A 23122-nucleotide genomic window follows, 5' to 3' on the forward strand; every position below is an offset into this window, starting at 1 on the left:
TCATTTTTTTTTGAATGCTCACCGGACCACCGTGACCTCCCCCCTTTCCCCACCCGACGCCCTTCCGACCTGCCGGCACGCACCGCGCACCCCGCGCCCCGGCTCATGATCGTGCTCGATCCAGGAAGTAGTGGCCTCCCCGTCTAGGGAGGCCACTACTTCCATGTTCGAGCACGATCATCGTCAGCGGGGGGAGCGCGAGCGTGCCCGCAGAGCGGCCCGGACCTCGGCGAGAAACCCATCGAAGTCGTCCCGGAGGCGCTTGGCGGTCAGGTGCAGCACGATCCACTCGCCGCCGAGCAGTCGGTTGAGGCGTTGCCGGTCCCGATGGAACTGCTCGGGGTCGTCGTGCCAGAGGCCGTCGTACTCCACCGCGACCTTGAACTGCGGCCAGGCCAAATCCAGGCGGGCCACGAATCGGCCCTGCTCGGCCACTACCCACTGAGTCTCCGGTCTCGGCAGGCCGGCCAGCACCAGCCCGACCCGGGTGCGGGACTCCTGAGGGGACTCAGCTCCCGCGTCGGCGAGGTCGACCGCGCGTAGCAGCGATCGCCAGCCGCGTCGACCGGCCCGGCTCAGCGCGTACTCGCGCAGGTCTGGCACGGTCGTCTGCCGCTTGGCCAGCATGGCGTCGATGACGACCACCGCCTCGATCACATCAAGCCAACGGGCCAGGTCCCAGCAGGTACGCGCCGGGCTGGTCACCGTGACGCCGGCCCGGTCCACGGTGTCGCCGGAGTCGATCTCCCCGTGGTGGACCCGGATGCCGGCGCTCGGGCCGATCCGGCTGGCGGCGGGAACGAGGACGTCGACCGGCTCGCTCGCGTTGGGCTTCCCGCAGCCGTACAGGCCGGCGGCAGCGCGTCCTGCGATGGCCGCACCGGGTGGGACCAGCCAGCGTCCGACGGCGGTGCATCTGATGGTGTGGGTGACCGCGATCTGGGCATCGGCGTAGACGTCGCGGAAGAGCGGTCGCCACGCCGAGCTGCGTAGCTCATTGCGGGTCAGTAGGCCTCGCGAGACGGCGGTCGAGCCACGGAAGACCCGACCCCGTAACTGCGGCGGCCGACGAGGAATTTTCGGCATGGGCCTCAGGCTGGCCGAACCTCCCCGCGTCACGCTGCCCCTGTGGATAACCACAGCCACCACACCGGCGCCGATGCGCGTCGTTATCCCCATGATCGCGCTCGAACATGGATGTAGTGGCCTCCGCTTTTCGGGAGGCCACTACATCCTGGATCGAGCGCGATCTTGCCGGGCGGGCGCGTGGTGCGTGGCGCGTGGGCGTGGGGCGTGGGCGTGGAGCGCATTGGCCGTGGCGCGGAGCGCCTGGGGCGCGGCGCGTGGCGCGTGCGGCATGGGCCTGGCGCGTGGCCCCTGGGGCATGGGCGTGGCGCGTGGAGTGCGTTTGGCGTGGGCGTGGAGGGCGTTGGGGCGTGGGCGTGGGCGTGGGGCGTGGGGCGTGGGGCGTGGGGCGTGGGCGTGGGCGTGGGCGTGGGCGTGGGGCGTGGAGGGTGGGGGCGGGTTAGGCGGCGGTGGACCAGATGGCGCGGAAGGCGGCGGCTTCACCGGAGAGCCATCGTTCGATCTGGTCGGGCTTGGCGTCGGTGGGCATGCGGTGGGCCAGGCCGCGGCGGACGTCGACCAGGACCGGCTCGGCGTGCGGGAGCACAGCGTCCATGTGTCGGGCCATCAGGTGCAGGGTGGCGAGCACCGACTCCTCGCTCGGTGGGGTCTCGTCGAAGTGCAGGCGGACCGCTTCGGCGCGACCGTCGGCGTGGCGTACCCCGAAATGGGGGTTGATCTTGACGGGCAGGTCGCCCAGCATGGCCAGGGCGTCGCGGGTCTGGGCGAGATCGACAGCGGCCGGCTCGCCGAGGGAGTGCAGCCAGGTAGTGGCACCGGGAACGAGCGCCTGGTAGAGCGGGCGCCACCGCGGCTTGACGATGTCGGCCACCCCGGCAAGGTGCGTGCCGCCGGTGTGGAAGGCGATGTCGGCCTTGAGCGCCTTGACGAACTGGCCGTGCGGGTTGAAGCCGGACCGGCTGGCGCGCTGCTTGCGCAGCCCGCCCACGAAGGTCGCCTTGGTGGGGCCGGTGCGGTCGACGTAGCGGGTGAAACCGAGCAGTGTCGCGTAGGGGGTGAGGGGCGTGGAGGCGGGAGCGGTCACGGGCGTCCTCCCGGATCGTAATCCTGCAGGTCAGGAACTCGATTAGTACATACATTCTAATCGACAGGTCTGACATCGCCCAGCCAGAGAAGGGGTGCGGAAGACGCGACAAAAGGGAGTCGTCCGGCGTTCGGACGACTCCCTTCTGAGACGCTTGCTAGAGCTGGCCGACGTCGGTGATCCGCACGACCGCCGCACCGACCTCGTCCGAGGCCACCAGGTCGATCTCGGCGCTGATGCCCCAGTCGTGGTCGCAGTCCGGGTCGTCGAAGATCTGCCGTACGGTCCACCGCTCCCGGCCCTGCTCGATCATGAGCAGCGCCGGACCGCGGGCGTCCGGCCCGACCCCGATCGAGTCGTACGCCTCGAAGTACGGCGCCAGGGCGTCGGCCCACGCGTCGTAGTCCCAGCCGTCCTCGGCGTCCAACTCGGCGAGCAGGTCCCAGCGGCGCAGCGCGGCCAACTCGACGCGGCGGAACAGCGCGTTGCGCACCAGTACCCGGAACGCCCGCGCGTTGCGGGTCACCGCCGGTGGCCGATCGGTCAGGGCGGCGTGCGCCTGGGCGACCTCGGCCACGTCGGACGGGTTGCGCAGCCGCTCCCACTCGTCGATGAGGCTGGAGTCGACCTGGCGGACCAGCTCGCCCAACCACTCGATGAGGTCGATCAGCTCCTCGGTCTTGGCGTCCTCGGGCACTGTCTGGCGCAGCGTCTTGTACGCGTCGGCCAGGTAGCGCAGGACGAGACCCTCCGAGCGGGTCAGCCCGTAGAACTGCACGTACTCGGTGAAGGTCATGGCCCGCTCGTACATGTCGCGGACGACGGCCTTGGGGGAGAGCTGGTGGTCGGCGACCCAGGGGTGACCCTGCCGGTACATCTCGTACGCGGCCTCCAGCAGCTCGGCCAGGGGCTTCGGGTGGGTCACCTCGTCGAGCAGTTCGAGGCGCGCCTCGTACTCGATGCCCTCTGCCTTCATGGCGGCGACCGCCTCGCCGCGCGCCTTGAACTGCTGCGCGGAGAGAATCTGCCGGGGGTCGTCCAGGATCGACTCGATGACGCTCAGCACGTCGAGCGGGTACGACGGGGACTCGGCGTCGAGCAGCTCGATGGTGGCCAGCGCGAGAGGGGAGAGCGGCTGGTTGAGGGCGAAGTCGAGCTGGAGGTCGACGGTGAGCCGGATCCGCCGGCCGGTCTCGTCCGGCTCGGGCAGCTCCTCGACTACCCCGCCGGCACGCAGGGCCCGGTAGATGGCGATCGCCCGGCGGATGTGCCGACGCTGCGCGGCCGGCTCCTCGTGGTTGTCGGTGAGCAGGTGCCGCATCGCGGTGAACGCGTCCCCGGGCCGGCCGATGACGTTGAGCAGCATCGAGTGGCTGACCTGGAAGCTGGAGGTCAGTGGTTCCGGCTCGGCGTCGACGAGTCGGTCGAAGGTGGGCTGGCCCCAGCCGATCGAGCCCTCCGGCGGCTTCTTGCGGACCACCTTGCGCCGCTTCTTCGGGTCGTCACCGGCCTTGGCGAGAGCCTTCTCGTTGTCGATGACGTGCTCCGGGGCCTGCACCACGACCCGGCCGATGGTGTCGTAGCCGGCCCGGCCGGCCCGCCCGGCGATCTGGTGGAACTCCCGGTTCTTCAGCAGCCGGGTACGGACCCCGTCGTACTTGGACAGGCCGGTGAACAGCACAGTGCGGATCGGCACGTTGATGCCGACGCCGAGGGTGTCGGTGCCGCAGATGACCTTGAGCAGGCCGGCCTGGGCGAGGGTCTCCACCAGGCGGCGGTACTTGGGCAGCATGCCGGCGTGGTGCACGCCGATGCCGTGCCGGACCAGTCGGGACAGCGTCTTGCCGAAGCCGGCGGTGAACCGGAAACCACCGATCGCCTCGGCGATCATGTCCTTCTCGGCGCGGGTGCAGACGTTGACGCTGGTCAGCGCCTGGGCGCGTTCCAGCGCGGCGGCCTGGGTGAAGTGCACCACGTACACCGGGGCCTGCTTGGTCTCCAGCAGCTCCTCCAGCGTCTCGTGCAGCGGCGTCATCGCGTACGAGAAGATGAGCGGGACCGGCCGCTCCGCAGTGCGCACGACGGCGGTCGGCCGCCCGGTGCGCCGGGTCAGGTCGTCGACGAAGCGGGTGGTGTCCCCCAGGGTGGCGGACATCAGGATGAACTGGGCCTGCGGCAGCTCGATGATCGGCACCTGCCACGCCCAGCCCCGGTCGGGCTCGGCGTAGAAGTGGAACTCATCCATGATCACCTGGCCGACGTCGGCCTTCGTGCCCTCGCGCAGCGCCAGGTTCGCCAGGATCTCCGCGGTGCAGCAGATGATCGGGGCGTCGGCGTTGACGCTGGCGTCGCCGGTGAGCATGCCGACGTTCTCGGCGCCGAAGACCTCGCAGAGCGCGAAGAACTTCTCCGACACCAATGCCTTGATCGGCGCGGTGTAGAAGGTCGTCCGGCTGTCGGCGAGGGCGGCGAAGTGCGCGGCGATCGCCACCAGGCTCTTACCCGAGCCGGTGGGCGTGTTCATGATCAGGTTGGCGCCGGAGACGATCTCGATGACCGCCTCTTCCTGATGGGGGTAGAGGTCGAGGCCGCGCTCCTTCGCCCAGCCGGCGAACGCGTCGAAGAGGGTGTCGGGGTCGGCGCTTGTCGGCAGCGCGGCGGTGAGCGTCATAGCCTGTCCATGGTGCCTGGATCATGCCCCGGTACGCCAACCCGGCCCGCACCGGACCCCCGTCCGGGCGTCCCGAATGCGTCGCCGCGTTGTGGTTCGGGCGTTTCGCCGGTCACCGTCGGCGGTACAGCAGGTCGGCGACCGGCCGACCGGCCGTGATCGCCCGTCGCTCGAACTTCGTCACCGGGCGGTGCGCCGGCCGCGGCGCGAAGCCGCCGTACGCGTCCACCAGCTCCGGGTCCGCCTCCAGGGTCTCCCGCATCGCCTCGGCGTACTCGGCCCAGTCGGTCGCGCAGTGCAGCATGCCGCCGGACCGCAGCCGGGACCGCAGCAGCGCCACGTGCGCCGGCTGGATGATCCGCCGCTTGTGGTGGCGGGTCTTCGGCCACGGGTCCGGGAAGAAGATGTGTACAGCGTCCAACACGCCCTCGGACAAGCCGCTGACCAGTGACAACGCGTCGCCCTCCGCCACCCGTACGTTGCGCAGGCCACCGCGCTCCACCAGGTCGAGCAGGTTGGCGATTCCCGGCGTGTGCACCTCCACCGCCAGATAATCTCGATCCGGGTCGGCGGCAGCCATCGCAGCGGTGCTGTCGCCCATGCCCGAGCCGATCTCCAGCACCACCGGCGCCCGGCGACCGAACAGGTCGGCCAGGTCGACGGGCAGCACAGGTCCGTCCGGCACGTCCAGGCCGTACACGGGCCAGAGCCTGCTCAGCGCGTCGGTCTGCCGGTCGCTCATCCGACCCCGGCGGGGGTGGAACGTGCGGATCGTCCGGCTCGCGGGCGGGACGGCGGGGTCATGGTCGGTGGCTGTCACAGCGACCCGAGCGTACGCGACGCCGCCGGCGGATCGGATGTGATGTGCGACCGGAAATGAGAGGATCCAACTGGTACGGCAGGTCGGGTGTTCCACCGCCCGACCCGGCCGCACGGCGTCGAGAGGGGGCATCGTGACAGTGACCCGCGGCGTCGTGACCCTGTCGCTGGTGACCGTGCTGGCCGGCCCCCTGTTGACCTCCACGCCCGCCCTCGCCGCGCCTGCCGCAGTCGCTCTTGCGTCCCCGTCTGCCGTCGCCGGTCTTGCCGCGCCCGAGCGGGCCGTCGCCGTCGGGCTTGCGCCGCAGCCCGGAGGGCCGCCCGGCGGAGCGCCCCAACCGACGCCGGCGGTGGACATCTTCGTCGAGGTCAGCCCCAGCACTGTGCAGCCCGGTTACCTGGTCGGCATCCGGGCCAGTTGTCGGGACAACTCGGTGGGCGCCACGGTGGTCTCCGACGCCTTCGGGGCGGTCGGCGTGCAGCCGCAGCGCGGGGTGCTCACGGCCGCGCCGATGGTCCGCGAGCGCACCCGCCCCGGCAACTACCGGGTCAAGCTGGAGTGCCGCGACGGCGAGACCGCCTCGACGATGCTCCAGGTGGTGAAGAAGGTCCCCGTCCAGCCCAGCCGTGGTCCGGCGACCGGCTTCGGGGGGAGCACCGGCGGGATGACCGGCAGGCTGCTGCTGCCCGGCGGCGCGGCACTGATCATCACCGGTCTGATCGTCGCCGTGATGGCGCTGCGCCGCCCCCGAGCCGCCGCGCGTCGCTGAGGCCGCCATGACGATCTTCCGCCCCACGCCGCCGCCGGCCGGTTCACGCCCGCCGTCGCCTGGTCGTCCCGCCTCGCCGCCGGACGCTGCCCGTCACCCGTTCGCCGGCCGTCCCGCCTCGCCGCCGGAAGTTGCCCGCCAGCCGTTCGCCGGCCGCCCCGCCTCGCCGCCCGATGACGTTCGGCTGCCCTTGGACGACGGTTGGCCGGGCGACCGCCCGCCAAGGCCCCACCGCTCGCTGGATCCTGACCGCTCGCCGGAACCAGACCGCTCGCCGGATCCCGACCGCCCGTCGGTGGCCGCGCGTCCGCCGACCGCCGTCGCCCCCCGGCGTAGTCGTCCCTCCGGCCGCAGCCCCTGGTCCGTACCGTTGGCTGTGGTGTTGGTGTTGGTCGGGGTCTTCGCCACCGGGGCCGGGCTGGGTCGTTCGGTGGGCCCGTTCGACCTGGCCCCGACCGGCGGCGACCGTCCGGCTCGCACCGAGTCGGTCGGCTTGTCGGCCAGTCGGCCGGTGCGCCTCTCGGTGCCGGCGATCAAGGTGACCGCGCCGGTGGCGCCCGTCGGGCAGGCGCGGGACGGCTCGATCGCCGTGCCGCCGTTGGAACGGCACAACGAGACCGGCTGGTACGACCAGGGCCCCACGCCCGGTGAGCCTGGCCCTGCGGTGATCGTCGGGCACGTGGACACGAAGACCGGTCCGTCGGTCTTCTACGACCTGGGCAAGCTGCACCCCGGCGACCTGATCGAGGTGGCCCGGGCGGACGAGTCGGTGGTGGTGTTCCGGGTCGACACCGTGGAGCACTTCCCGAAGGACCAGTTGCCCGCCGAGCGGATCTACGGCCACGACGGGCCACCCGGGCTGCGGTTGATCACCTGCGGCGGGCAGTTCATCGGGGGCCGTACCGGCTACGCCGACAACGTCATCGCCTTCGCCACCCTCCAGTCCTCCCGCAAGTCCTGAGGTCGACCCCGGCCTGGCCGGCGGGGCCGTTCCGCTCGTCTGGCCGTCGGTCTGTCCGCTCGGCCGACCCTCGGCCGCTGCCGTTGATCGACTCGGGATCATTGACGTCGCGGTATCGGGCCGGCCGGGACACCCCGGTTTCAGTGAACCCGAGTGGATCAAGTCGGCGGGAGCGCCGGGGCAGCGTCGGCGGCGGGCGCCGGGGGCAGCGTCGGCGGGAGCGCCGGGCAGCGTCGGCGAGGGCCCCGGGGACAGCGTCGGCGTCAGCTCAGGAACGACAGGAGTTGACTGGTGGTCTCGTCGGGGGCTTCCTCCGGAATGAAGTGCCCGACCGGGACCGGCTCGCCGCGTACGTCGTCGGCCCACTCCCGCCAGATCGCCAACGGGTCGTCGTAGAGCTTCGCTACCTGGCCGCGTTGGCTCCAGAGAAACAGCACCGGGCAGGCGATCTTCCGGTTTCCGCGATCCGCCTCGTCCTGCTGGTAGTCCAGCGTCGCTGCGGCGCGGAACTCCTCGCAGATCGCGTGCACAGTGGCGGGGTCGCTGAACTGCTTGACGTACGCCGCCCGGACCTCGGCGGGGAAGGCGTCCTTCACCTCGGGCCAGGTGTCGAGCATGAAGTCGACGAGCACCGTGGGTGCCGCGTCGATGAACTGCTCGGGCACCGGCGCCGGTGCCGCCAGGAAGGACCAGACCCAGTAGGAGAGGCTGAACGTCCGGTCGGCGCGGTTGTACACGTCGCCGATGGGGACCACGTCCATCACGGCCAGTCGGGTGACGGCGTCCGGTTCGTCAAGCGCGAGCCGGTACGCGCAGCGCGCCCCCCGATCGTGGCCGACGAGTCGGAACTGCTCGTGGCCCAGGCTCCGCATCACCGCGATCTGGTCGCGGGCGATGGCGCGCATGCTGTACGGCTCGTGATCCGGAGTGCTCGGCGGCTTGCCGCTGTCACCCCAGCCCCGCAGGTCGGTGGCGACGACTGTGTAGTGCTCGGCGAGCCGTGGCGCGACCTGGTGCCACATGAGGTGCGTCTCGGGGATGCCGTGCAGCAGCAGAACGGGCGGCCCGCTTCCGCCGCGGCGTCCGTGGATCGTCGCGCCGGGCGTCTCGATGTCGAACTCTTCGAAGCCGTCGAACATGACCAGGGTCCCCCGTGCCTTGGGATGCGCCCTGAACGAACGGCGTGGAATGGCTGGCAGGGCGACTGGTGGCCGACTACCGCTCGGTCTGCCTCGACGCTATCAACGGCGACAGCCGGTCCGGCGCGATTCGGCTGCGGTGCTGGCTTGGGCACATCTGTGGGTGTGGCGGCGTGGTTCCGACGTACCGGCGAACTTCGCCATCGATCTCCCGACTTCCGCTTGACTTCAACCAGCATTCAGGTCCTAGCGTCGCGGACACGAGGTATGGAAGCGGGTCCGAAGCACTGGACCGCGGCTGATCGGAGACATACGTGCGGGCGATCCAGGTTTCTGAGTATGGAGGGCCAGAGGTTCTGATCCTGGTGGACCTGCCCGATCCGCACGCGAGGGAGGGGGAGGTCATTGTTCGGGCCGAGGCCGTGGACACGATCTACCTTGAGACTCAGATCCGCGGTGGCTGGGGTGGGATGTTCGGTGTCACCCCGCCGTACGTACCGGGCGGCGCAGCGGCGGGAACGGTGGTCTCCACCGGTCCAGGCGTCTCTGGGTCCTGGCTTGGCCGCCAGGTCGTTGCGGGTGCCGGGACGCGGGGTTCATACGCTGAACTGGTTCGGGCCAGCGTCGACCGGCTGGTGCCGGTCCCCGACGGACTGAGTCGGCGGGAAGCGGCTGCTCTCGCACACGACGGCGTGACCGCCATGGGCATCGTCGACGGTGTCGGCGTCAAGCCGGGCGACCGGGTCCTGATCCTGGGGGCCGCGGGCGGCATGGGAACGCTGCTTGTTCAGCTCGCACACCGTCTCGGTGCGCAGGTCGTGGGAGCGGCCCGTGGCGCGGACAAGCTCACACTGGTACGACGGCTCGGCGCCGACGCTGTCGTCGACTACGCGGGTGACGGATGGACCGACGCGGTACGCGAAGCCCTCGGCGGTCTGTCTGTCGATGTGCTGCTGGACGGTGTCGGGGGAAAACTCGGCAGCGACGCCTTTCACCTGGTGGCCGACGGCGGGCGGGTGTCGGCCCATGGGGCGGCGAGTGGCGAGTTCGCCACGATGGACCTGTCGAGTTCGCGGGCGCGCGGCATCGACCTGCACGGCATCGTGGATGTCCAGTTCGAGGCGCCGGAGATGGTGCGGCTCGCGAGCAGGGCCCTGACCGAGGCGGTGGAGGGGCGGATACGCCCGGTGATCGCACGCGAGTACCCACTGTCCTCCGCGGCTGACGCTCACCGCGCGATGGAGGCGCGCTCGATTCCGGGCAAGGCCCTCCTCATTCCGTGAGGCGGGTTGCGTTACTCCCGGGGTTGATCGACACGGGATCCTTGATGTCGGGGTCCCACTGACGCGGACACCCCGGTTTCAGCGAAACGGAGTGGATCAAGCCGCGTCGGCGCCCTGAGGCGGCGCTCCTAGGGCTGGGGGACGTGCAGCGCCACCTCGAACTCCAGCAGGCTGGCGCCGGTGGAGACCGGTGGGCGGGGCTTGTCGCCGGGGGTGGCGGCGTGGGCGGCGCGTGACGGGCCGGCGGCCCACGCCTGGAATGCTTCTTCGCTCTCCCACTTGGTGTAGACGAAGTAGCGGGTCTCGCCGGCCACCGGGCGGAGGAGTTCGAAGCCGAGGAAACCGGGGGAGTTCTCCACAGCGCCGGCCCGCGCGGCGAACCGCTTCTCCAACTCCGCGCCGCCACCGGGCGGGACGTCGATTGCGTTGATCTTCACGACTGCCATCTGCCCACCCTAGCCACTCAGAACGCCTCGACCGCCGGGACCAGGTCCACGTCGACAACGATCGGCGCGTGGTCGGAGGGGCCCTTGCCCTTGCGGGCCTCCCGGTCCACGTACGCGGCGCGGACCGCGCGGGCGAACGGCGCGGACGCGTACACCAGGTCGATTCTCATGCCCTTGTTCTGGTGGAACATGCCGGCCCGGTAGTCCCAGTAGGTGAAGGGGTGCGGGCCCTTCATCGGGGTCGGCACGACGTCGCTGAGGCCCAGGTCGCGCAGCGCCGCGAGGGCAGCCCGCTCGGCCGGGGTGACGTGCGTGGAGTGGGTGAAGACCGCCGGGTCCCAGACGTCGGCGTCGGTCGGGGCGACGTTGAAGTCGCCGCAGACCGCCAGCGGCAACTCGCTGGCCAGTTCGGTGTCCAGCGCGTCGCGCAGGGCCGCGAACCAGGCCAACTTGTACGCGTAGTGCGGGTCGTCCGGCGTCCGGCCGTTGGGCACGTACACCGACCAGACCCGCACCCCGTCGCAGGTGGCGGAGATGGCCCGCGCCTCGGGCTCGGGGAAGCCGGGTTCACCGGCGAACCCGACCCGGACGTCGCCCAGCCCGACCCGGGACAGGATGGCCACCCCGTTCCACCGGCCGTCGCTGTGGCTGGCCACGGTGTAGCCGAGCGCGCCGACCTCGGTCACCGGGAAGGCGCCGTCAGGGCATTTCGTCTCCTGCAGGCAGACGACGTCCGGCCCGGTGTCGGCCAGCCACTCCAGCAGCCGGGGTAGGCGGGCCTTCACCGAGTTGACGTTCCAGGTCGCCAGGCGCATGCCCCCAGCCTGCCGTATCCGCCGCCGCGACGCCCTGTCAGCTGCCCGGGGTGTCGCCGGGACGGGTCTGTTCGGCCAGGAACCGTTCCAGTTCGGCGCCGAGTTCGTCGGCGGTGGGCAGCGGGCCGGCATCCGGGGCGAGCAGGCTCTTCTCGCCCCGACCTCGGGCGAACGCGTCGTACTGCTCCTCCAGGGCCTGGACCAGGGCCGCGGCGTCCTCGGTCTGCGCTACCTGCCGGTCGATCTCCACCCGGACCACCTCGGCGGCCGAGCGCAGCCCGTCGCCGGGCAGCAGCAGGCCGGTGCTGCGCGACACCGAGGTGAGCAGCACCTCGGCGGCCGCCGGGTATTCGGTCTGCGCCACGTAGTGCGGCACGTGGGCGGCGAAGCCCAGCGCGTCGCGGCCTTGCTCGCCGAGGCGGAACTCCAGCAGGTGACCGACGCTGCCGGGCACCTGGACGCGCTGCAACCAGGGCTCGTAGCCGGCGATCAGCTCGGGGCGGGTGGCGTGCGCTGTCACCCCGGTCGGCCGGGTGTGCGGGACGGCCATCGGGATCGAGTTGAGCCCCACTGTGAGTCGGACGTCCAGCCGGGCGGCGAGCCCGGCCACGGCGGCCACGAAACGTTCCCACTGCAGGTCCGGTTCGGGGCCGGTGAGCAGCAGGAACGGGGTCTCGTCGTCGTCCTGTAGCAGGTGCAGCTCCAGCTTGGGCGCGTCGACGCTCTCCCAGTGGTCCTCGACGAAGGTCATCACCGGTCGTCGCGATCGGTAGTCGAAGAGCTGGTCGACGTCGAACGTGGCGATCGGCCGACCCTCCAGCGAGGTGAGTAGCTGCTCACGCGCCAGTCGGCTGGCGTTCCCGGCGTCCACGAACCCGGTGAGGGCCTGGATCAGGACCGGCTGCCCGAGGTCGGGCAGATCGTCGGTGAGCTGGTAGAGCTCGTGTGGGTCGAGCACCGGTGCGGACCTCCCTGAAATGTGCCTGCGGGGCGCCGTCGCGACGGAGGGCACCCGTTCGGGCAACGTACCCGCCATCCTGGCGCATTCCTGCGTCGGGCGATCCGTTGGCCGGGTGGTGGGCGTGACCGGACTAATCGGCTGTTTACGCCTCCAGGTTGAGCCTCGTGGCCGAACGGCCGAGGGGCGGTTCGGCCCAAAGGCCGAGTTTGTCGATCATGTCAGGCTCGGCGGCGGAATGGTCGGTACTGTCCGGGCTTGTGCCGGTCCGCGTGCGGCGCCAGCTTCATCCGGTACGCGAGGTGCGTTCCCCGGGCGGGTCACCGCGCCCCGTTCGTCCACCAGTACGGCTCCGATCTGTGTCGAGTGCCACGTGATCACCGTGCGTGATCAGGGTTTCCACCTGCCTAGCCTCGGTTGATGCGTGACGACGGCACCCTCGACGACCCGTACGCCCCGAGCAGGCCCACTGCCGATACGGAGGATGGCACCTCAACCGAACGGACAACCGCTGCGAGCCGGCTCCGGGCGTACGCCCGGGACCTGAGCGGTCGACGCCGGGCACAGCTGGCGCTGGCCACCGGTGTGGTGTGCTGCCTCGGTCTGACCGCCGTCGTCCAGGTTCGGAACGACGACGCCGACGCGGCGACCCGTGGATCGCTTTCCAGCTCCGAGTTGGCGCAGCGCGCCGAGCAGCAACGTGCCTCCCGTTCCCTCGACCGCACGGCTGCCCCGAGCCTCTCCGCCGCCCCGTCCGCCACGGCGAGCCCTGCCGACCCGGACACCACCGCGTCGGCCCGCAAGGCCGCTCCGGCTCGCCCGACCGACCCGGCCCCCGTCGCCGGGCTGGACGAGGACCAGATGGAGAACGCCGAGGCGATCGTCCGTACCGGCCGCAAGATGGGTGTGCCGCGCCGGGGTCTGGTGATCGCGGTGGCCACCGCCATGCAGGAGAGCAATCTCTACAACGTGGCCAGCGGCGTGCTGCCCGAGTCGCAGGACTATCCGCACCAGGGCGTCGGCTGGGACCACGACTCGGTCGGGTTGTTCCAGCAGCGTTCCAGCAGCGGTTGGGGCCCGGTGGGGCGGCTGATGGACCCCGAGTTCGCCACCCGGCAGTTCCTCAGCGCGCTGGAGCAGGTGCCCGGCTGGCAGCGGATGCGGCTCACCGACGCCGCCCAGGCGGTACAGGTCTCCGCGTACCCCGAGCACTACCAGCAGCACGAGTGGCGGGCCGCCCGGGTCGTTGACGCCATCGTGCCGGCGGGGCGGTAACCTACCGCCCACTATGGACGGTCAGGGTTGGGGCTGTCGCATCCCGGGTACATGTGTTGCGGGTTCGAGGTACACATGACTACGGGACCATCGACAGGAGGACGCCATGTCACTGATGCAGCGGATCACCACGTTCCTGAGATCGCCGAAGGGGCAGCAGTTGGTCGAGCGGGGTCGTCGAGAGATGGCCAAGCCGGGCAACCAGCAGAAGCTGAAGGGGTTGGCGGCTCGACTGTCCAACCGCCGCCGCTGACCGCTCCATCGGCCGCCCTGTCCACCGTTTCCACCCCTGGGGAGACCTGGTGACCGACACTCCGCCCGTCGGCGGTCAATCCGCCGCCCCTACTCCGCAGCCGTCCGTCGACCTGCCGGCCGGGCCGGTGGACGCCCCCGAGGGTCCGCCGGCCCGGCTCTGGGACCGGATGCGTGACGACCCGCAGTACGCGCCGGAGCACCTTGCCCTGGAGGCGGTGCGCCGCCTCGGGCCGGAAGCCGTGCAGTGGGCCGTCCGTGCCCGGGCCGAGCAGCCCGGGGTTTCCGCCGACGTCCTGGCCGACCAGGCGGCCCGCAAGTTCGTCAACCTGGCCCGACTGTCCGGCGCGGTCTCCGGCGCGGCCGGGCTGCCCGGCGCCGTGATCGACGTGGGCGTGCTGGCCTGGACCCAGGCGCGGATGGTGCTGCACATCGCCGCCGCGTACGACGTCGACGCCCTGCACAGTGACCGCGCCACCGACCTGCTGGTGCTCCAGCGGGTGCACAAGGTCGCCGAGAGCGCCCGGCTGGCGCTCGGCGTGGCCGCCGGCCGGGAACGCGCCGACGCGCTCTTCGGCCTGGGCGGCCAGCGTCCGCTCGGTCGGGTCATGCTGCAACTCGGCATCCGGCTGGCCCAGATGGCCGGCGTCCGGGCCGCGAAACGGATGGTCGCCAAGATCGTCCCCGGTGCGGCCATCGTGCTCGGCACCTGGGCCAACTCGTCGGCCACAAAGGACCTCGCCCAGCGGTCCCGGGCCCTCTACGGCACCCGCGGCAACTCCGTCCCCGAGCCGCGCCAACCCTGACGGACCCGTCCGGGGTCGTCAGCTGGCCAGGCCGGAGGAGCGCCAGGTCACCTCGGCGATGCGGCCCTGGCCGGTGGCGTTGGGGTGGAACCAGTCCAGCGGGTTGAGCAGGTCCAGGGTGAACCGGACCTTGTGCAACGCGCCGCCGTCGTGCCGGCACCGGGATCCGTACGCCCGGCAGGCCGCCTTCAGCTCGGCGTTGTACGCGTCAATCCGGTCCCGGACGGCGGCCCGGCGCGCCCGGTCGGCCGGAGCGGTCGAGGTCGCCTCGGCCAGCAGGGCCGGGCAGATGCCCCGCCGCCACGCGCGGGTCGCCCGGGCGTCGTCGTGCCCGACCTCCCAGAGCCGGTACAGGTCGGGGATGCTCACCACCAGCACCCGGGCCTTCGGCCGGCCGGTCCGTAGGACCCGCAGCCCGCTGTCGACGTTGGCCCGGAACTGCGCCACCGGGGTCATCGCGTCCACCCCGCCCCGACAGACGTCGTTGGCGCCGATCAGCACTGTGACGTAGTCGGCGCGGTCGCGTACCGCAGCCTGGGCCTGACCAACGAGGGCGTCCGCGCGGGCGCCGGGACGGGCGTGGTTGTACGTCCGGTCGCGGATCGCCGGGTTCTGTTCGAGCAGCCGCCGGTAGTGGCTCTGCACCCGCAGCCCGTCCCCGGTCGACCAGGAGTTGCGTTCGCAGGAGGTGAGCACCAGGCAGGAGGCGAAGCCGGTGCTGATCGAGTCGCCGAGGGCGGCGATGCCGCCGGGCCCGCCCGACGGCCTGGCGCTCGTGGTGGGGCGGGGTTCCGCGGAGTTGCCGCCCTCGCAGGCCAGTGCGACAAGCGCCGCGAGACAGGCCAGGGCGGCGACCCAGCGTCGAGGCATGACGTCTCCCGTTCCCGCAGCACAGAGCGACAGCGCGGTAACTCTATGCGCAGGATGCGGTTGGCCGGGAAGTTGCTGTCGGGTATGCGGCAGAGTGCCGACGCGCGAGCCGTCGGGGTGCTATGCGTCCCGCCACGGTGCCCGCTGACCGTGCAGCCACCAGTGCAACGCCCGGGTGATCCGGGGCAGCACCAGGTAGGTCATCAGCGGGGTCAGGCAGAGCGTCATCAGCAGCACCCGGGCCGCCAGCGGCACCGCGTCGAGGAAGCGGCTCGTCAACAGGGTGGCGGTCAGACTCAGGGGGAAGAACGCCAGCCAGATGGTCACCGCCTGCTTCCAGCGGGGCGGCGACGCTGGCAGGGCCGGCTCCACCGGGTCCACCGCATGCTCCAGCGGCCTGTCGAACCAGCCCTCGATCCCGGTACGCCGCTCGACCCGGGTGTGCTCGACGATGCCCTGCGCCGAGCTGAGCCACCAGAGCCGCTGCGGCGACTCCTCCCACCGGTGCAGCGTCTCGGCGTCGGCGAAGCGGTAGAGCATGTGCCACTCCGGCGACCCGGGGCCGCTCTGCACCCAGCCGGCGCCGAGGAACCCGGGGAACGCCTCGGCCAGCGCGGTGCCGGCCCGCATCCAGGCCACCATCTCGCTGGCCCGGTCGGGATCGACGCGGCGGGCGATGGAGACGGTCACCGGCACGGCGAGGGTCATTGACATGCGCCCATCCTGCGATCGACGAGGCCGCAGCGCGAACGGATGTGCCGGAGCACACCGCCGGGTGCGGGGTTGCAGGCGCGCGGTACCGGTTAATCCGGCCGATCGGGGGTAGGTCGGTGGGTATGACGAGATCGCAGCCCCGGCGCGCCCGTGGCACGGTCGGCCACGCGAACAGCGCGTTGAACCTTCGGCTCACCCTCGCCAGTTTCGGGCTGGTGATCATGGTGATCTTCGCGGTGCTGGCGTTCTGGGCCGGCATCGCCTGGCTCGGCGTACTCTGCGCGATCTTCGCGGTGGTCGCCGTGGTCGACCTGGTCGTGATCCAGCGCCGCCGCGCCGCCCGCCGCCGCGAGGAGCCGGGCGTACGACACTCGTTGTTCGAGTGACAGGAGGACGGAATGCCCCACATCGCCACCACCAACCCCGCCACCGGACAGGTGCTCAAGACCTATGAGGCGATGTCCACCGAGCAACTCGACGACGCCATCGAGCGCAGCGACCTCGCGTTCCACCAGCTGCGGGCGACGACGATCGACCAGCGCGCCCAGTGGATGAACGCCGCAGCCGACCTGCTGGACGCCGAGCGCGACGAGATCGCCCGGATCATGACCACGGAGATGGGCAAGACGTACGTCGCGGCGCAGGCCGAGGTGACCAAGTGCGCCAGCGCTGCCCGCTTCTACGCCGACAAGGCCCCCGCGTTCCTCGCCGACGAGCCCGCCGACGCCGACGCCGTGAAGGCCACCCGGGCGTTCATCCGCTACCAGCCGATCGGCGTGGTGCTCGCGGTGATGCCGTGGAACTTCCCGCTCTGGCAGGTGATGCGCTTCGCCGCCCCGGCGCTGATGGCCGGCAACACCGGCCTGCTCAAGCACGCCTCGAACGTGCCGCAGACCGCGCTGCTGCTGGAGGACGTGTTCCGGCGAGCAGGCTTCCCCGAGGGGGCCTTCACCACAGTGCTTGTCGACTCGGAGGCCGTCGACCACATCCTCAGCGACCCCCGGGTTCGCGCCGCGACGCTCACCGGCAGCGAGCCCGCCGGCCGGTCCATCGCGCAGATCGCCGGACGGGAGCTGAAGAAGACCGTCCTCGAACTCGGCGGCAGCGACCCCTTCGTGGTGATGCCCTCGGCCGACGTGGACCGGGCCGCCGAGGTCGCCACCACCGCCCGCTGCCAGAACAACGGCCAGTCCTGCATCGCCGCGAAACGGTTCATCGTGCACACCGACGTGTTCGACGCCTTCGCCGAGAAGTTCGCCGCCAACATGGCCGCGCTGCGCGTCGGCGACCCGATGGACCCGAACACCGACGTCGGGCCGCTGGCCAGCGAGCGTGGCCGCGACGAGGTGCACGCCCAGGTCCGCGACGCTGTCGACAACGGCGCGACAGTGCTGTGCGGCGGCGAGCCGCCGAGCGGCGACGGCTGGTTCTACCCGCCGACAGTTGTCACCGACCTCACCCCGCAGATGCGGATGTGGTCCGAGGAGGTCTTCGGCCCGGTCGCCGGCCTGTTCCGGGTCTCGTCGTACGAGGAGGCGATCGAGGTCGCCAACGGCACCAGCTTCGGACTCGGCTCGAACGCCTGGACCCGGGACCCGGCCGAGCAGGAGCGCTTCGCCACCGACCTGGACGCCGGCAACGTGTTCATCAACGGGATGACCACCTCGTACCCCGAGTTGCCCTTCGGCGGTGTGAAGAACTCCGGGTACGGGCGGGAGCTGTCGGCGCTGGGCATGCGGGAGTTCTGCAACACCAAGACGGTCTGGGTGGGCGAGGGCGCCGCCTCGGCCGGCGCCGGCGCGCACGCCGAGTAGTTCGGGGCGCGGCACGCGTCAGCCGGTGCCGTCGTGGGTAGGAAGTGTGCCCATGACGTCGTTCGGGTTCCACGCCTCGCATGAGCAGATCGGTCCACGCGCCCTGTTGGAGGCGGTGATCCACGCCGAGCGGGCCGGCTTCGACGCCGCCATGTGCTCCGACCACTTCTCCCCGTGGAGCGCCCGGCAGGGAGAGTCCGGCTTCGCCTGGTCCTGGCTGGGCTCGGCGTTGCAGGCCACCGGCATGCCGTTCGGCGTGGTCAACGCGCCCGGTCAGCGGTACCACCCGGCGATCATCGCGCAGGCGATCGGCACCCTCGGAGCGATGTACCCGGGCCGGTTCTGGGCGGCCCTGGGCACCGGCGAAGCCAGCAACGAGCACATCACCGGCGACCCCTGGCCGCGCAAGGACGTGCGCGCCGCCCGGCTGCGCGAGTGCGTGGACGTGATCCGGGCCCTGCTGGCCGGCGAGGAGGTCAGCCACGACGGCCTGGTCCGGGTGGATCGGGCCCGACTGTGGACCCGCCCCGAGCAGCCGCCCGCGCTGGTCGGCGCCGCCGTCAGCGTGGCCACCGCCCGCTGGTGCGGCGAGTGGGCGGACGGGCTGATCACCGTGAACGCCCCGGTGGCGCACCTGCGCGAAATGATCGACGCGTACCGGGACGCGGGCGGACGTGGGCCGCTGCACCTCCAGGTGCACGTCTCCTGGGCGCCGGAGCAGGCTCAGGCCGAGGCGCTCGCGTACGACCAGTGGCGCAGCAACGTCTTCGCCCCGCCGGTCTGCTGGGACCTGGAGACCGTCGAACACTTCGACGTGGTCTCCGCCGACGTGCCGGCACAGCGGGTCGCCGAGGTGGTGAACGTGTCGGCGGACCTGGGTCGGCACGTCGGTTGGCTCGAGGAGTACCTGGAGCTCGGCTTCGACCAGATCGCCCTGCACCACGTCGGGCAGGAGCAGCGCGGCTTCATCGACGCGTTCGGCGCGGAGGTGCTGCCGAAGCTGCGCCCAGGCGGCTGATCGAGGCCGAACGGGCGTACCCCTAGGCTCGTACCCCATGGAAAGCCTGTTTCCGGTAGTCGTCTTCCTGGCGATCGCCACACTGGGTGCCGCGTTGGCGCGCCGGCTCGGCCTGCTCGCGCCGATCGTGCTGGTCGTCCTCGGCCTGGCGCTCTCGTTCGTGCCAGGCTTCCCACAGGTGGAACTCGACCCGGAGTTGGTGCTGGTCGGCATCCTGCCGCCGCTGCTCTACGTGGCGGCGTTGGAGACCTCGGTGCCGGCGTTCAAGAACAACATCCGGCCGATCCTGCTGCTCGCGGTCGGCCTGGTGTTGTTCACCGCCTTCGTGGTCGGGTTGGTGCTGCACCTGCTGTTGCCGCAACTGCCGTTCGCGATCTGCCTTGCCCTGGGCGCGGTGGTGGCCCCACCGGACGCCGTGGCCGCCACTGCCGTCGCCCGTCGGGTCGGACTGCCCCGCCGGGTCGTCACCATCCTTGAGGGCGAGAGCCTGGTCAACGACGCGACCGCGCTGGTGCTGCTGCGGGTCGCGACGATGGCCACCGTCGGCTCGGCCGTCGGCGCCGACAAGATCGCCATCGAGGTGCTGCGGTCCACCGGCGGCGGCATCCTGATCGGGGCGCTCGGGGCGCTGGTGTTCGGTTTCCTGCATCGGCGGATCACCGACCCGCTGCTGGACAACGCGCTGTCGCTGATCATCCCGTTCGCTGTGGTGTTCACCGCCGAACACCTGCACGCCTCCGGTGTCGTCGCCGTTGTCGTCACCGGCCTGGTACTCGGGCACAAGCTGCCCCAACTGCTGTCGGCGGCGTCCCGGTTGCAGATCGGCGCATTCTGGCGGCTGGTCCGATTCCTGCTGGAGGGTCTGGTCTTCCTCCTGGTCGGGTTGCAACTACGGGAGGTGTTGCGCGATCTCGACGAGCCGATCGGATCGCTCATCCTGATCACCTTCGCGGTGCTCGCCACCGTCTTCCTGACCCGGTTCGTCTGGCTCTTCCCGGCCACCTACCTGGCCCGGTTGGTCCCCAGGGTGCGCCGCCGTGACGAGCGGCCGTCACCGAAGTTCCCGATCATCATCGGGTGGGCCGGCATGCGGGGCGTGGTCACCCTGGCCGCCGCGCTGGCCCTGCCGCTGACCCTGGCCGACGACGAGCCGTACCCCAGGGCGTTGTTGATCTGGCTGGCCTTCGCCGTGATCGTTTTCACCCTTGTCGGTCAGGGCGCCACCCTGCCGCTGGTCGCCCGCCGGTTGAAGCTGCCACAGGACGACCCGGTGCAGGACGCGCTCTCCGCGGCCGCCGTGCAGCAGCAGGCCAGCAAGGCCGCCCAGGACCGCCTCGACGAGTTGGCCGCCAGCGCGCCCGACGCGGTGGTGGACCGGCTACGCCGAGCGGTGGAGGACCGCACCAACATGGCGTGGGAACGACTCGGCGGCGACGAGCGGGAGACCCCGTCGCAGGCGTACGGTCGGCTGCGGCAGGAGATGATCGACGCCGAGCGGGATGTGTTCCGGGCGGCCCGAGACTCCGGTCGGATCCCTGAGGAGGTGCTGGTGCGGGCCTACCGTGACCTGGACCTGGAAGAGTCGTTGCTGCGAGAGGTTGAGAAGTGAGCTGTGAGCACCTGACCGAGGCCGGTGCCGCCGAGCCGCGTACCCCCGACGAGTGCGCGGACTGCGTCGCCATCGGCGACACCTACTGGGTGCACCTGCGCACCTGCCTGAGCTGCGGGCAGGTCGGCTGCTGCGACTCGTCGCCGAACCAGCACGCGAGCAAGCACTTCGCGTCCACCGGCCACCCGGTGATCCGCTCGGCGCAGCCGGGAGAGGCCTGGCGCTGGTGCTTCGTCGACGAGGAGATCGGCTGACGGTCAGCCCTGGTGCGGTGACCGGTTGACGCGGTGGGCCAGGGCGCGTCGGGTGAGTGGCGGCACGGCGAGGCCGGTGAGCGCGAGCAACCCGGCCAGCACCAGCCAGCCGACCGGGCCGCCGTCGATGATCAACCAGGTCAGCAGGGCCGGCCCGGCCGCACGGACCAGTCCGGCGAGCAGTCCGTCGACCCCCTGGTAGGCGCCGAGGGCGTCCGGGGTGGCGAGGTCGTAGGCCAGCGCCGCTCCGGCCCCGGCGTGCCACAGGTCGCCCACGGTGTAGATCACCGTCGCGCCCAGCAGCAGGCCGACCGCCACAGTGGTGGGCACGACGGCGGTCGCGGCCCAGAGCAGCATCCCGGCCGCGAGCATCAGCCCGGCCCGGCGCATCGTCGCCGCCGCCGGCACCGCGTGCCGGGCGCTCCCGCTGAGCCGTACGGCGAGCAGCACCGTGAGCAGCGTGTTGACCAGCAGGAGGGCGGAGACCGTCACCAGAGGCGCATCGGTGTGCGCCACCACCCACAGCGGCAGCACCAGCGTCAACGCCACGTGGTGCACGGAGAGCACCGCCGAGGCTCCGGCGACCGCGAGGAACGGCCCGTCGCGTAGCGCCCGGCCGGCTCTCTGCCGCACTGGCCGCAGGGCCGGCGGGTACGCCGGGAGTCGCATGATCAGCGCCGCCGAGACCAGATAGGTGGCGACGTTGCCGAGCACCAGCAGTCGGTACGCCCACCCCGTGTCCGCCAGCAGCGCGAACGCGGCCAGCCCCGCACCGAGCGCCACGCCCAGGTTGGCCACCGCGCGCAGGGTGGCGAAGGCGTGCACCCGGCCCTGCGGGCCGCCCACCGCGGCGACCAGCGCGGCGCGGACGGCAAGGTTGCCGGAGATCAGCAGAGCGTCCAGTGTGGCCACCAGCAGAAAGACCGGGAAAGAGTCGACCAGCAGGTACGCGGCGGCGACGGCGGCCTGTGCCAGTTGCAGGACGGCCCGGAGGCTCCGGGGGTCACGTCGGTCGGCGAGCCCGCCGAGCGGGACGCTGGCAGTGAGCCCGACCAGGCCGGCGAGAGTGAGCCCGAGCCCCACCTCGGTCGGGTTCAGCCCCACGACGCGGGTGAGGAAGAGCGCCGCGCCCGTCACCCACAGCCCGGTGCCGACCGTGTTGGCGAGGGTGGCCAGCGACAGAGTGCGCAGCCGACCGGGCGGCGGAAGCGGCGACAGCGACCGCCAGCGTCCGCCAACCTCTGCCGTGGTGCCCACACCTCGACCGTAGGGTCGACGGATGCTCGCCGACGCCCCGCCGGGTGCGGCATCCGTCACAGCCCGCCTCCGGATCCCCGGCCAGGATCGGTCGCTTCCAGCGACGACGACGAGTGGCCACTCGGAACGATGGACGAGGTGGTCTTCGCGAGTCGTGCGCACGACGGCCTGCGGCTGGGCTGGGTCTCCAGGTTCACTGAGCCGGGCTCAGCGGCTGATGCCGTCGACCAGACGTTCGGTGGCGAGGCAGGAGACGAGGCAGCGCTCCTTCGCGTCACCGCTCAGCCGAGCGGTCCAGTCGGTGAGGCCGCCGTCGCCGATCTCCAGGCTGCCGTCCAGCATCGTGATCCGCAGGGCGCAGCCGGTGTAGTAGCCGCGACCGCGAGAGCGCTCCGGTTCGTCCACGAGTGGCACCACACCCACGTCGAGTGCCGGTCGGACGGTGTCGGTGAGCCGCTCCCGGACGGTCTCGTCGTCGAAGTGGGTGACGTGCAGTTGGGGCGCGGCGGCCGGTGCCAGTTCGGCGAGGACCGTCCGCCAGTAGGTGAGGTGCCGAACCAGCAGCCGGGCCTGCGTGGCACCCGAGCCGGTGTCCCGGGCGCTGGATACCAGGGCGAAGAGCCGGAAGTGCGCCGACGCTTCGCCGCCGAAGTCCTGCGCCCGTAGCACCCGATGGGCAGCGGCCAGGTGCACCTCGCTCTGTCGGCGGCGACGTACGGCCGCCTCGATGGCGAGGGCGTTGGTGGGATCGCTCAGCACCTCGCTGGCGCGCATCGTGGTGACGATCCTGTTCTGGCTGACCGGCGTGACCGCCGAGCAGGTGCCGACCGGTACGACCGGCGACAGCTCCACCCCGGCGACGTCGGCGGGCAGTAGCTGCCACATCCTGGCCTCCACCTGTGCGAGCACACGCGGATCGGCGCGGGCCGGGCGGACGAAGCGGTCCTCGTGCCACCGTCGTACCACAGCGGACGGTCGCGCGGTCGCCGCCCGGTCGCGGGCCACGCTCAACAGCAGACTGCGTAGGTCTGCGCCGGACAGCCCGGACAATGCGCTGCGGGACCCCGCTGGCATCGCCGCCCACACTCGACGCTCCGCGCCGGTCAGGTCCCCGCCTGCCGACCCACCGCCTGCCGACCCACTGCCAGCCAGATCGTCACCAACCAGATCGCCGCCATCCATGGCGTCACCATGGCTCAGTCGGCGCGTCCGATCCATCGG

23 protein-coding genes are annotated in these 23122 nt (G+C 71.5%); 11 read left to right on the forward strand and 12 right to left on the reverse strand.

The window, feature by feature from the left end; genetic code table 11:
• Positions 1–183: 183 nt before the first annotated feature.
• The 4 genes from MED01_RS18820 to trmB form a co-directional block, all read right to left on the reverse strand.
• Positions 184–1086: an endonuclease domain-containing protein gene (locus MED01_RS18820; protein ID WP_238669876.1), complete on the reverse strand. Its 903-nt coding sequence runs from the start codon at positions 1084–1086 to the stop codon at positions 184–186.
• A gap of 439 nt (positions 1087–1525) precedes the next feature.
• A complete protein-coding gene (locus MED01_RS18825) occupies positions 1526–2170 on the reverse strand; it encodes a hypothetical protein (RefSeq protein ID WP_238669877.1) in 645 nt (214 codons plus the stop codon).
• Between the two features lie 157 nt (positions 2171–2327).
• Entirely contained in the window at positions 2328–4841 is a 2514-nt protein-coding gene (locus MED01_RS18830; protein WP_238669878.1) for a DEAD/DEAH box helicase, read from the reverse strand.
• Positions 4842–4953: 112 nt separating this feature from the next.
• Complete coding sequence (gene trmB / locus MED01_RS18835) at positions 4954–5661, reverse strand: tRNA (guanosine(46)-N7)-methyltransferase TrmB (protein ID WP_372493677.1); 708 nt, start codon at positions 5659–5661, stop codon at positions 4954–4956.
• A gap of 130 nt (positions 5662–5791) precedes the next feature.
• Between trmB and MED01_RS18840 the strand changes: the two genes are divergently transcribed.
• Positions 5792–6430 (forward strand): hypothetical protein, encoded by a 639-nt coding sequence (locus MED01_RS18840; protein ID WP_238669950.1) that lies wholly within the window; start codon positions 5792–5794, stop codon positions 6428–6430.
• 295 nt (positions 6431–6725) lie between these two features.
• Positions 6726–7391 (forward strand): class F sortase, encoded by a 666-nt coding sequence (locus MED01_RS18845; protein WP_238669879.1) that lies wholly within the window; start codon positions 6726–6728, stop codon positions 7389–7391.
• A gap of 263 nt (positions 7392–7654) precedes the next feature.
• On the opposite strand, the gene MED01_RS18850 is transcribed toward MED01_RS18845, so the two are convergent.
• Complete coding sequence (locus tag MED01_RS18850; protein ID WP_238669880.1) at positions 7655–8530, reverse strand: alpha/beta fold hydrolase; 876 nt, start codon at positions 8528–8530, stop codon at positions 7655–7657.
• A 365-nt stretch (positions 8531–8895) separates the two neighbouring features.
• Between MED01_RS18850 and MED01_RS18855 the strand changes: the two genes are divergently transcribed.
• Positions 8896–9813 carry a zinc-binding dehydrogenase gene (locus MED01_RS18855; RefSeq protein ID WP_238669881.1) on the forward strand — a complete coding sequence of 306 codons (918 nt, stop codon included), beginning with the start codon at positions 8896–8898 and terminating at the stop codon, positions 9811–9813.
• Positions 9814–9941: 128 nt separating this feature from the next.
• Here the strand turns inward: MED01_RS18855 and MED01_RS18860 are convergent, their stop codons facing one another.
• The 3 genes from MED01_RS18860 to MED01_RS18870 are packed head-to-tail and all read right to left on the reverse strand — an operon-like array spanning position 9942 to position 12032.
• Positions 9942–10259, reverse strand: a complete 318-nt coding sequence (locus MED01_RS18860) for an antibiotic biosynthesis monooxygenase family protein (RefSeq protein WP_238669882.1) — start codon at positions 10257–10259, stop codon at positions 9942–9944.
• Between the two features lie 17 nt (positions 10260–10276).
• Positions 10277–11074: an exodeoxyribonuclease III gene (locus tag MED01_RS18865; RefSeq protein ID WP_238669883.1), complete on the reverse strand. Its 798-nt coding sequence runs from the start codon at positions 11072–11074 to the stop codon at positions 10277–10279.
• Positions 11075–11111: 37 nt separating this feature from the next.
• Complete coding sequence (locus MED01_RS18870) at positions 11112–12032, reverse strand: proteasome assembly chaperone family protein (RefSeq protein ID WP_091401570.1); 921 nt, start codon at positions 12030–12032, stop codon at positions 11112–11114.
• 420 nt (positions 12033–12452) lie between these two features.
• Here MED01_RS18870 and MED01_RS18875 point away from each other — a divergent pair, with 420 nt between their 5' ends.
• From MED01_RS18875 to MED01_RS18885, 3 genes are all read left to right on the forward strand, one after another.
• Positions 12453–13307, forward strand: coding sequence for a peptidase M23 (locus MED01_RS18875; RefSeq protein WP_238669884.1), 855 nt, complete (start codon positions 12453–12455; stop codon positions 13305–13307).
• A gap of 106 nt (positions 13308–13413) precedes the next feature.
• Positions 13414–13560 carry a hypothetical protein gene (locus MED01_RS18880; protein ID WP_167457721.1) on the forward strand — a complete coding sequence of 49 codons (147 nt, stop codon included), beginning with the start codon at positions 13414–13416 and terminating at the stop codon, positions 13558–13560.
• Positions 13561–13609: 49 nt separating this feature from the next.
• On the forward strand, positions 13610–14365 hold the full coding sequence (locus tag MED01_RS18885) for an EcsC family protein (RefSeq protein ID WP_238669885.1): 756 nt from the start codon (positions 13610–13612) through the stop codon (positions 14363–14365).
• 18 nt (positions 14366–14383) lie between these two features.
• Here the strand turns inward: MED01_RS18885 and MED01_RS18890 are convergent, their stop codons facing one another.
• Positions 14384–15235: a GDSL-type esterase/lipase family protein gene (locus MED01_RS18890; RefSeq protein ID WP_238669886.1), complete on the reverse strand. Its 852-nt coding sequence runs from the start codon at positions 15233–15235 to the stop codon at positions 14384–14386.
• A 120-nt stretch (positions 15236–15355) separates the two neighbouring features.
• Positions 15356–15949: an antibiotic biosynthesis monooxygenase gene (locus tag MED01_RS18895; protein WP_238669887.1), complete on the reverse strand. Its 594-nt coding sequence runs from the start codon at positions 15947–15949 to the stop codon at positions 15356–15358.
• Between the two features lie 122 nt (positions 15950–16071).
• Between MED01_RS18895 and MED01_RS18900 the strand changes: the two genes are divergently transcribed.
• From MED01_RS18900 to MED01_RS18920, 5 genes are read left to right on the forward strand one after another with little or no spacing between them, the layout of a single operon-like run.
• Positions 16072–16335: a DUF6343 family protein gene (locus MED01_RS18900; protein WP_130400182.1), complete on the forward strand. Its 264-nt coding sequence runs from the start codon at positions 16072–16074 to the stop codon at positions 16333–16335.
• Between the two features lie 12 nt (positions 16336–16347).
• On the forward strand, positions 16348–17763 hold the full coding sequence (locus MED01_RS18905; protein WP_238669888.1) for an NADP-dependent succinic semialdehyde dehydrogenase: 1416 nt from the start codon (positions 16348–16350) through the stop codon (positions 17761–17763).
• 52 nt (positions 17764–17815) lie between these two features.
• Entirely contained in the window at positions 17816–18781 is a 966-nt protein-coding gene (locus MED01_RS18910) for a TIGR03885 family FMN-dependent LLM class oxidoreductase (protein ID WP_238669889.1), read from the forward strand.
• 37 nt (positions 18782–18818) lie between these two features.
• Positions 18819–20390, forward strand: coding sequence for a Na+/H+ antiporter (locus tag MED01_RS18915; RefSeq protein ID WP_238669890.1), 1572 nt, complete (start codon positions 18819–18821; stop codon positions 20388–20390).
• Positions 20387–20644 carry a UBP-type zinc finger domain-containing protein gene (locus tag MED01_RS18920; protein WP_238669891.1) on the forward strand — a complete coding sequence of 86 codons (258 nt, stop codon included), beginning with the start codon at positions 20387–20389 and terminating at the stop codon, positions 20642–20644. The genes MED01_RS18915 and MED01_RS18920 overlap by 4 nt, the downstream gene beginning before the upstream one ends.
• 3 nt (positions 20645–20647) lie before the next feature.
• Here the strand turns inward: MED01_RS18920 and MED01_RS18925 are convergent, their stop codons facing one another.
• Both MED01_RS18925 and MED01_RS18930 read right to left on the reverse strand, forming a co-directional pair.
• Positions 20648–21901 carry an MFS transporter gene (locus MED01_RS18925; protein WP_238669892.1) on the reverse strand — a complete coding sequence of 418 codons (1254 nt, stop codon included), beginning with the start codon at positions 21899–21901 and terminating at the stop codon, positions 20648–20650.
• 207 nt (positions 21902–22108) lie between these two features.
• The gene (locus tag MED01_RS18930; protein WP_238669893.1) at positions 22109–23083 is read right to left on the reverse strand and encodes a hypothetical protein; all 975 of its coding nucleotides are present in this window, start codon (positions 23081–23083) and stop codon (positions 22109–22111) included.
• Between the last annotated feature and the right edge of the window lie 39 nt (positions 23084–23122).

The organism is Micromonospora alfalfae (assembly GCF_022230925.1).
Lineage (GTDB): Bacteria > Actinomycetota > Actinomycetes > Mycobacteriales > Micromonosporaceae > Micromonospora > Micromonospora alfalfae.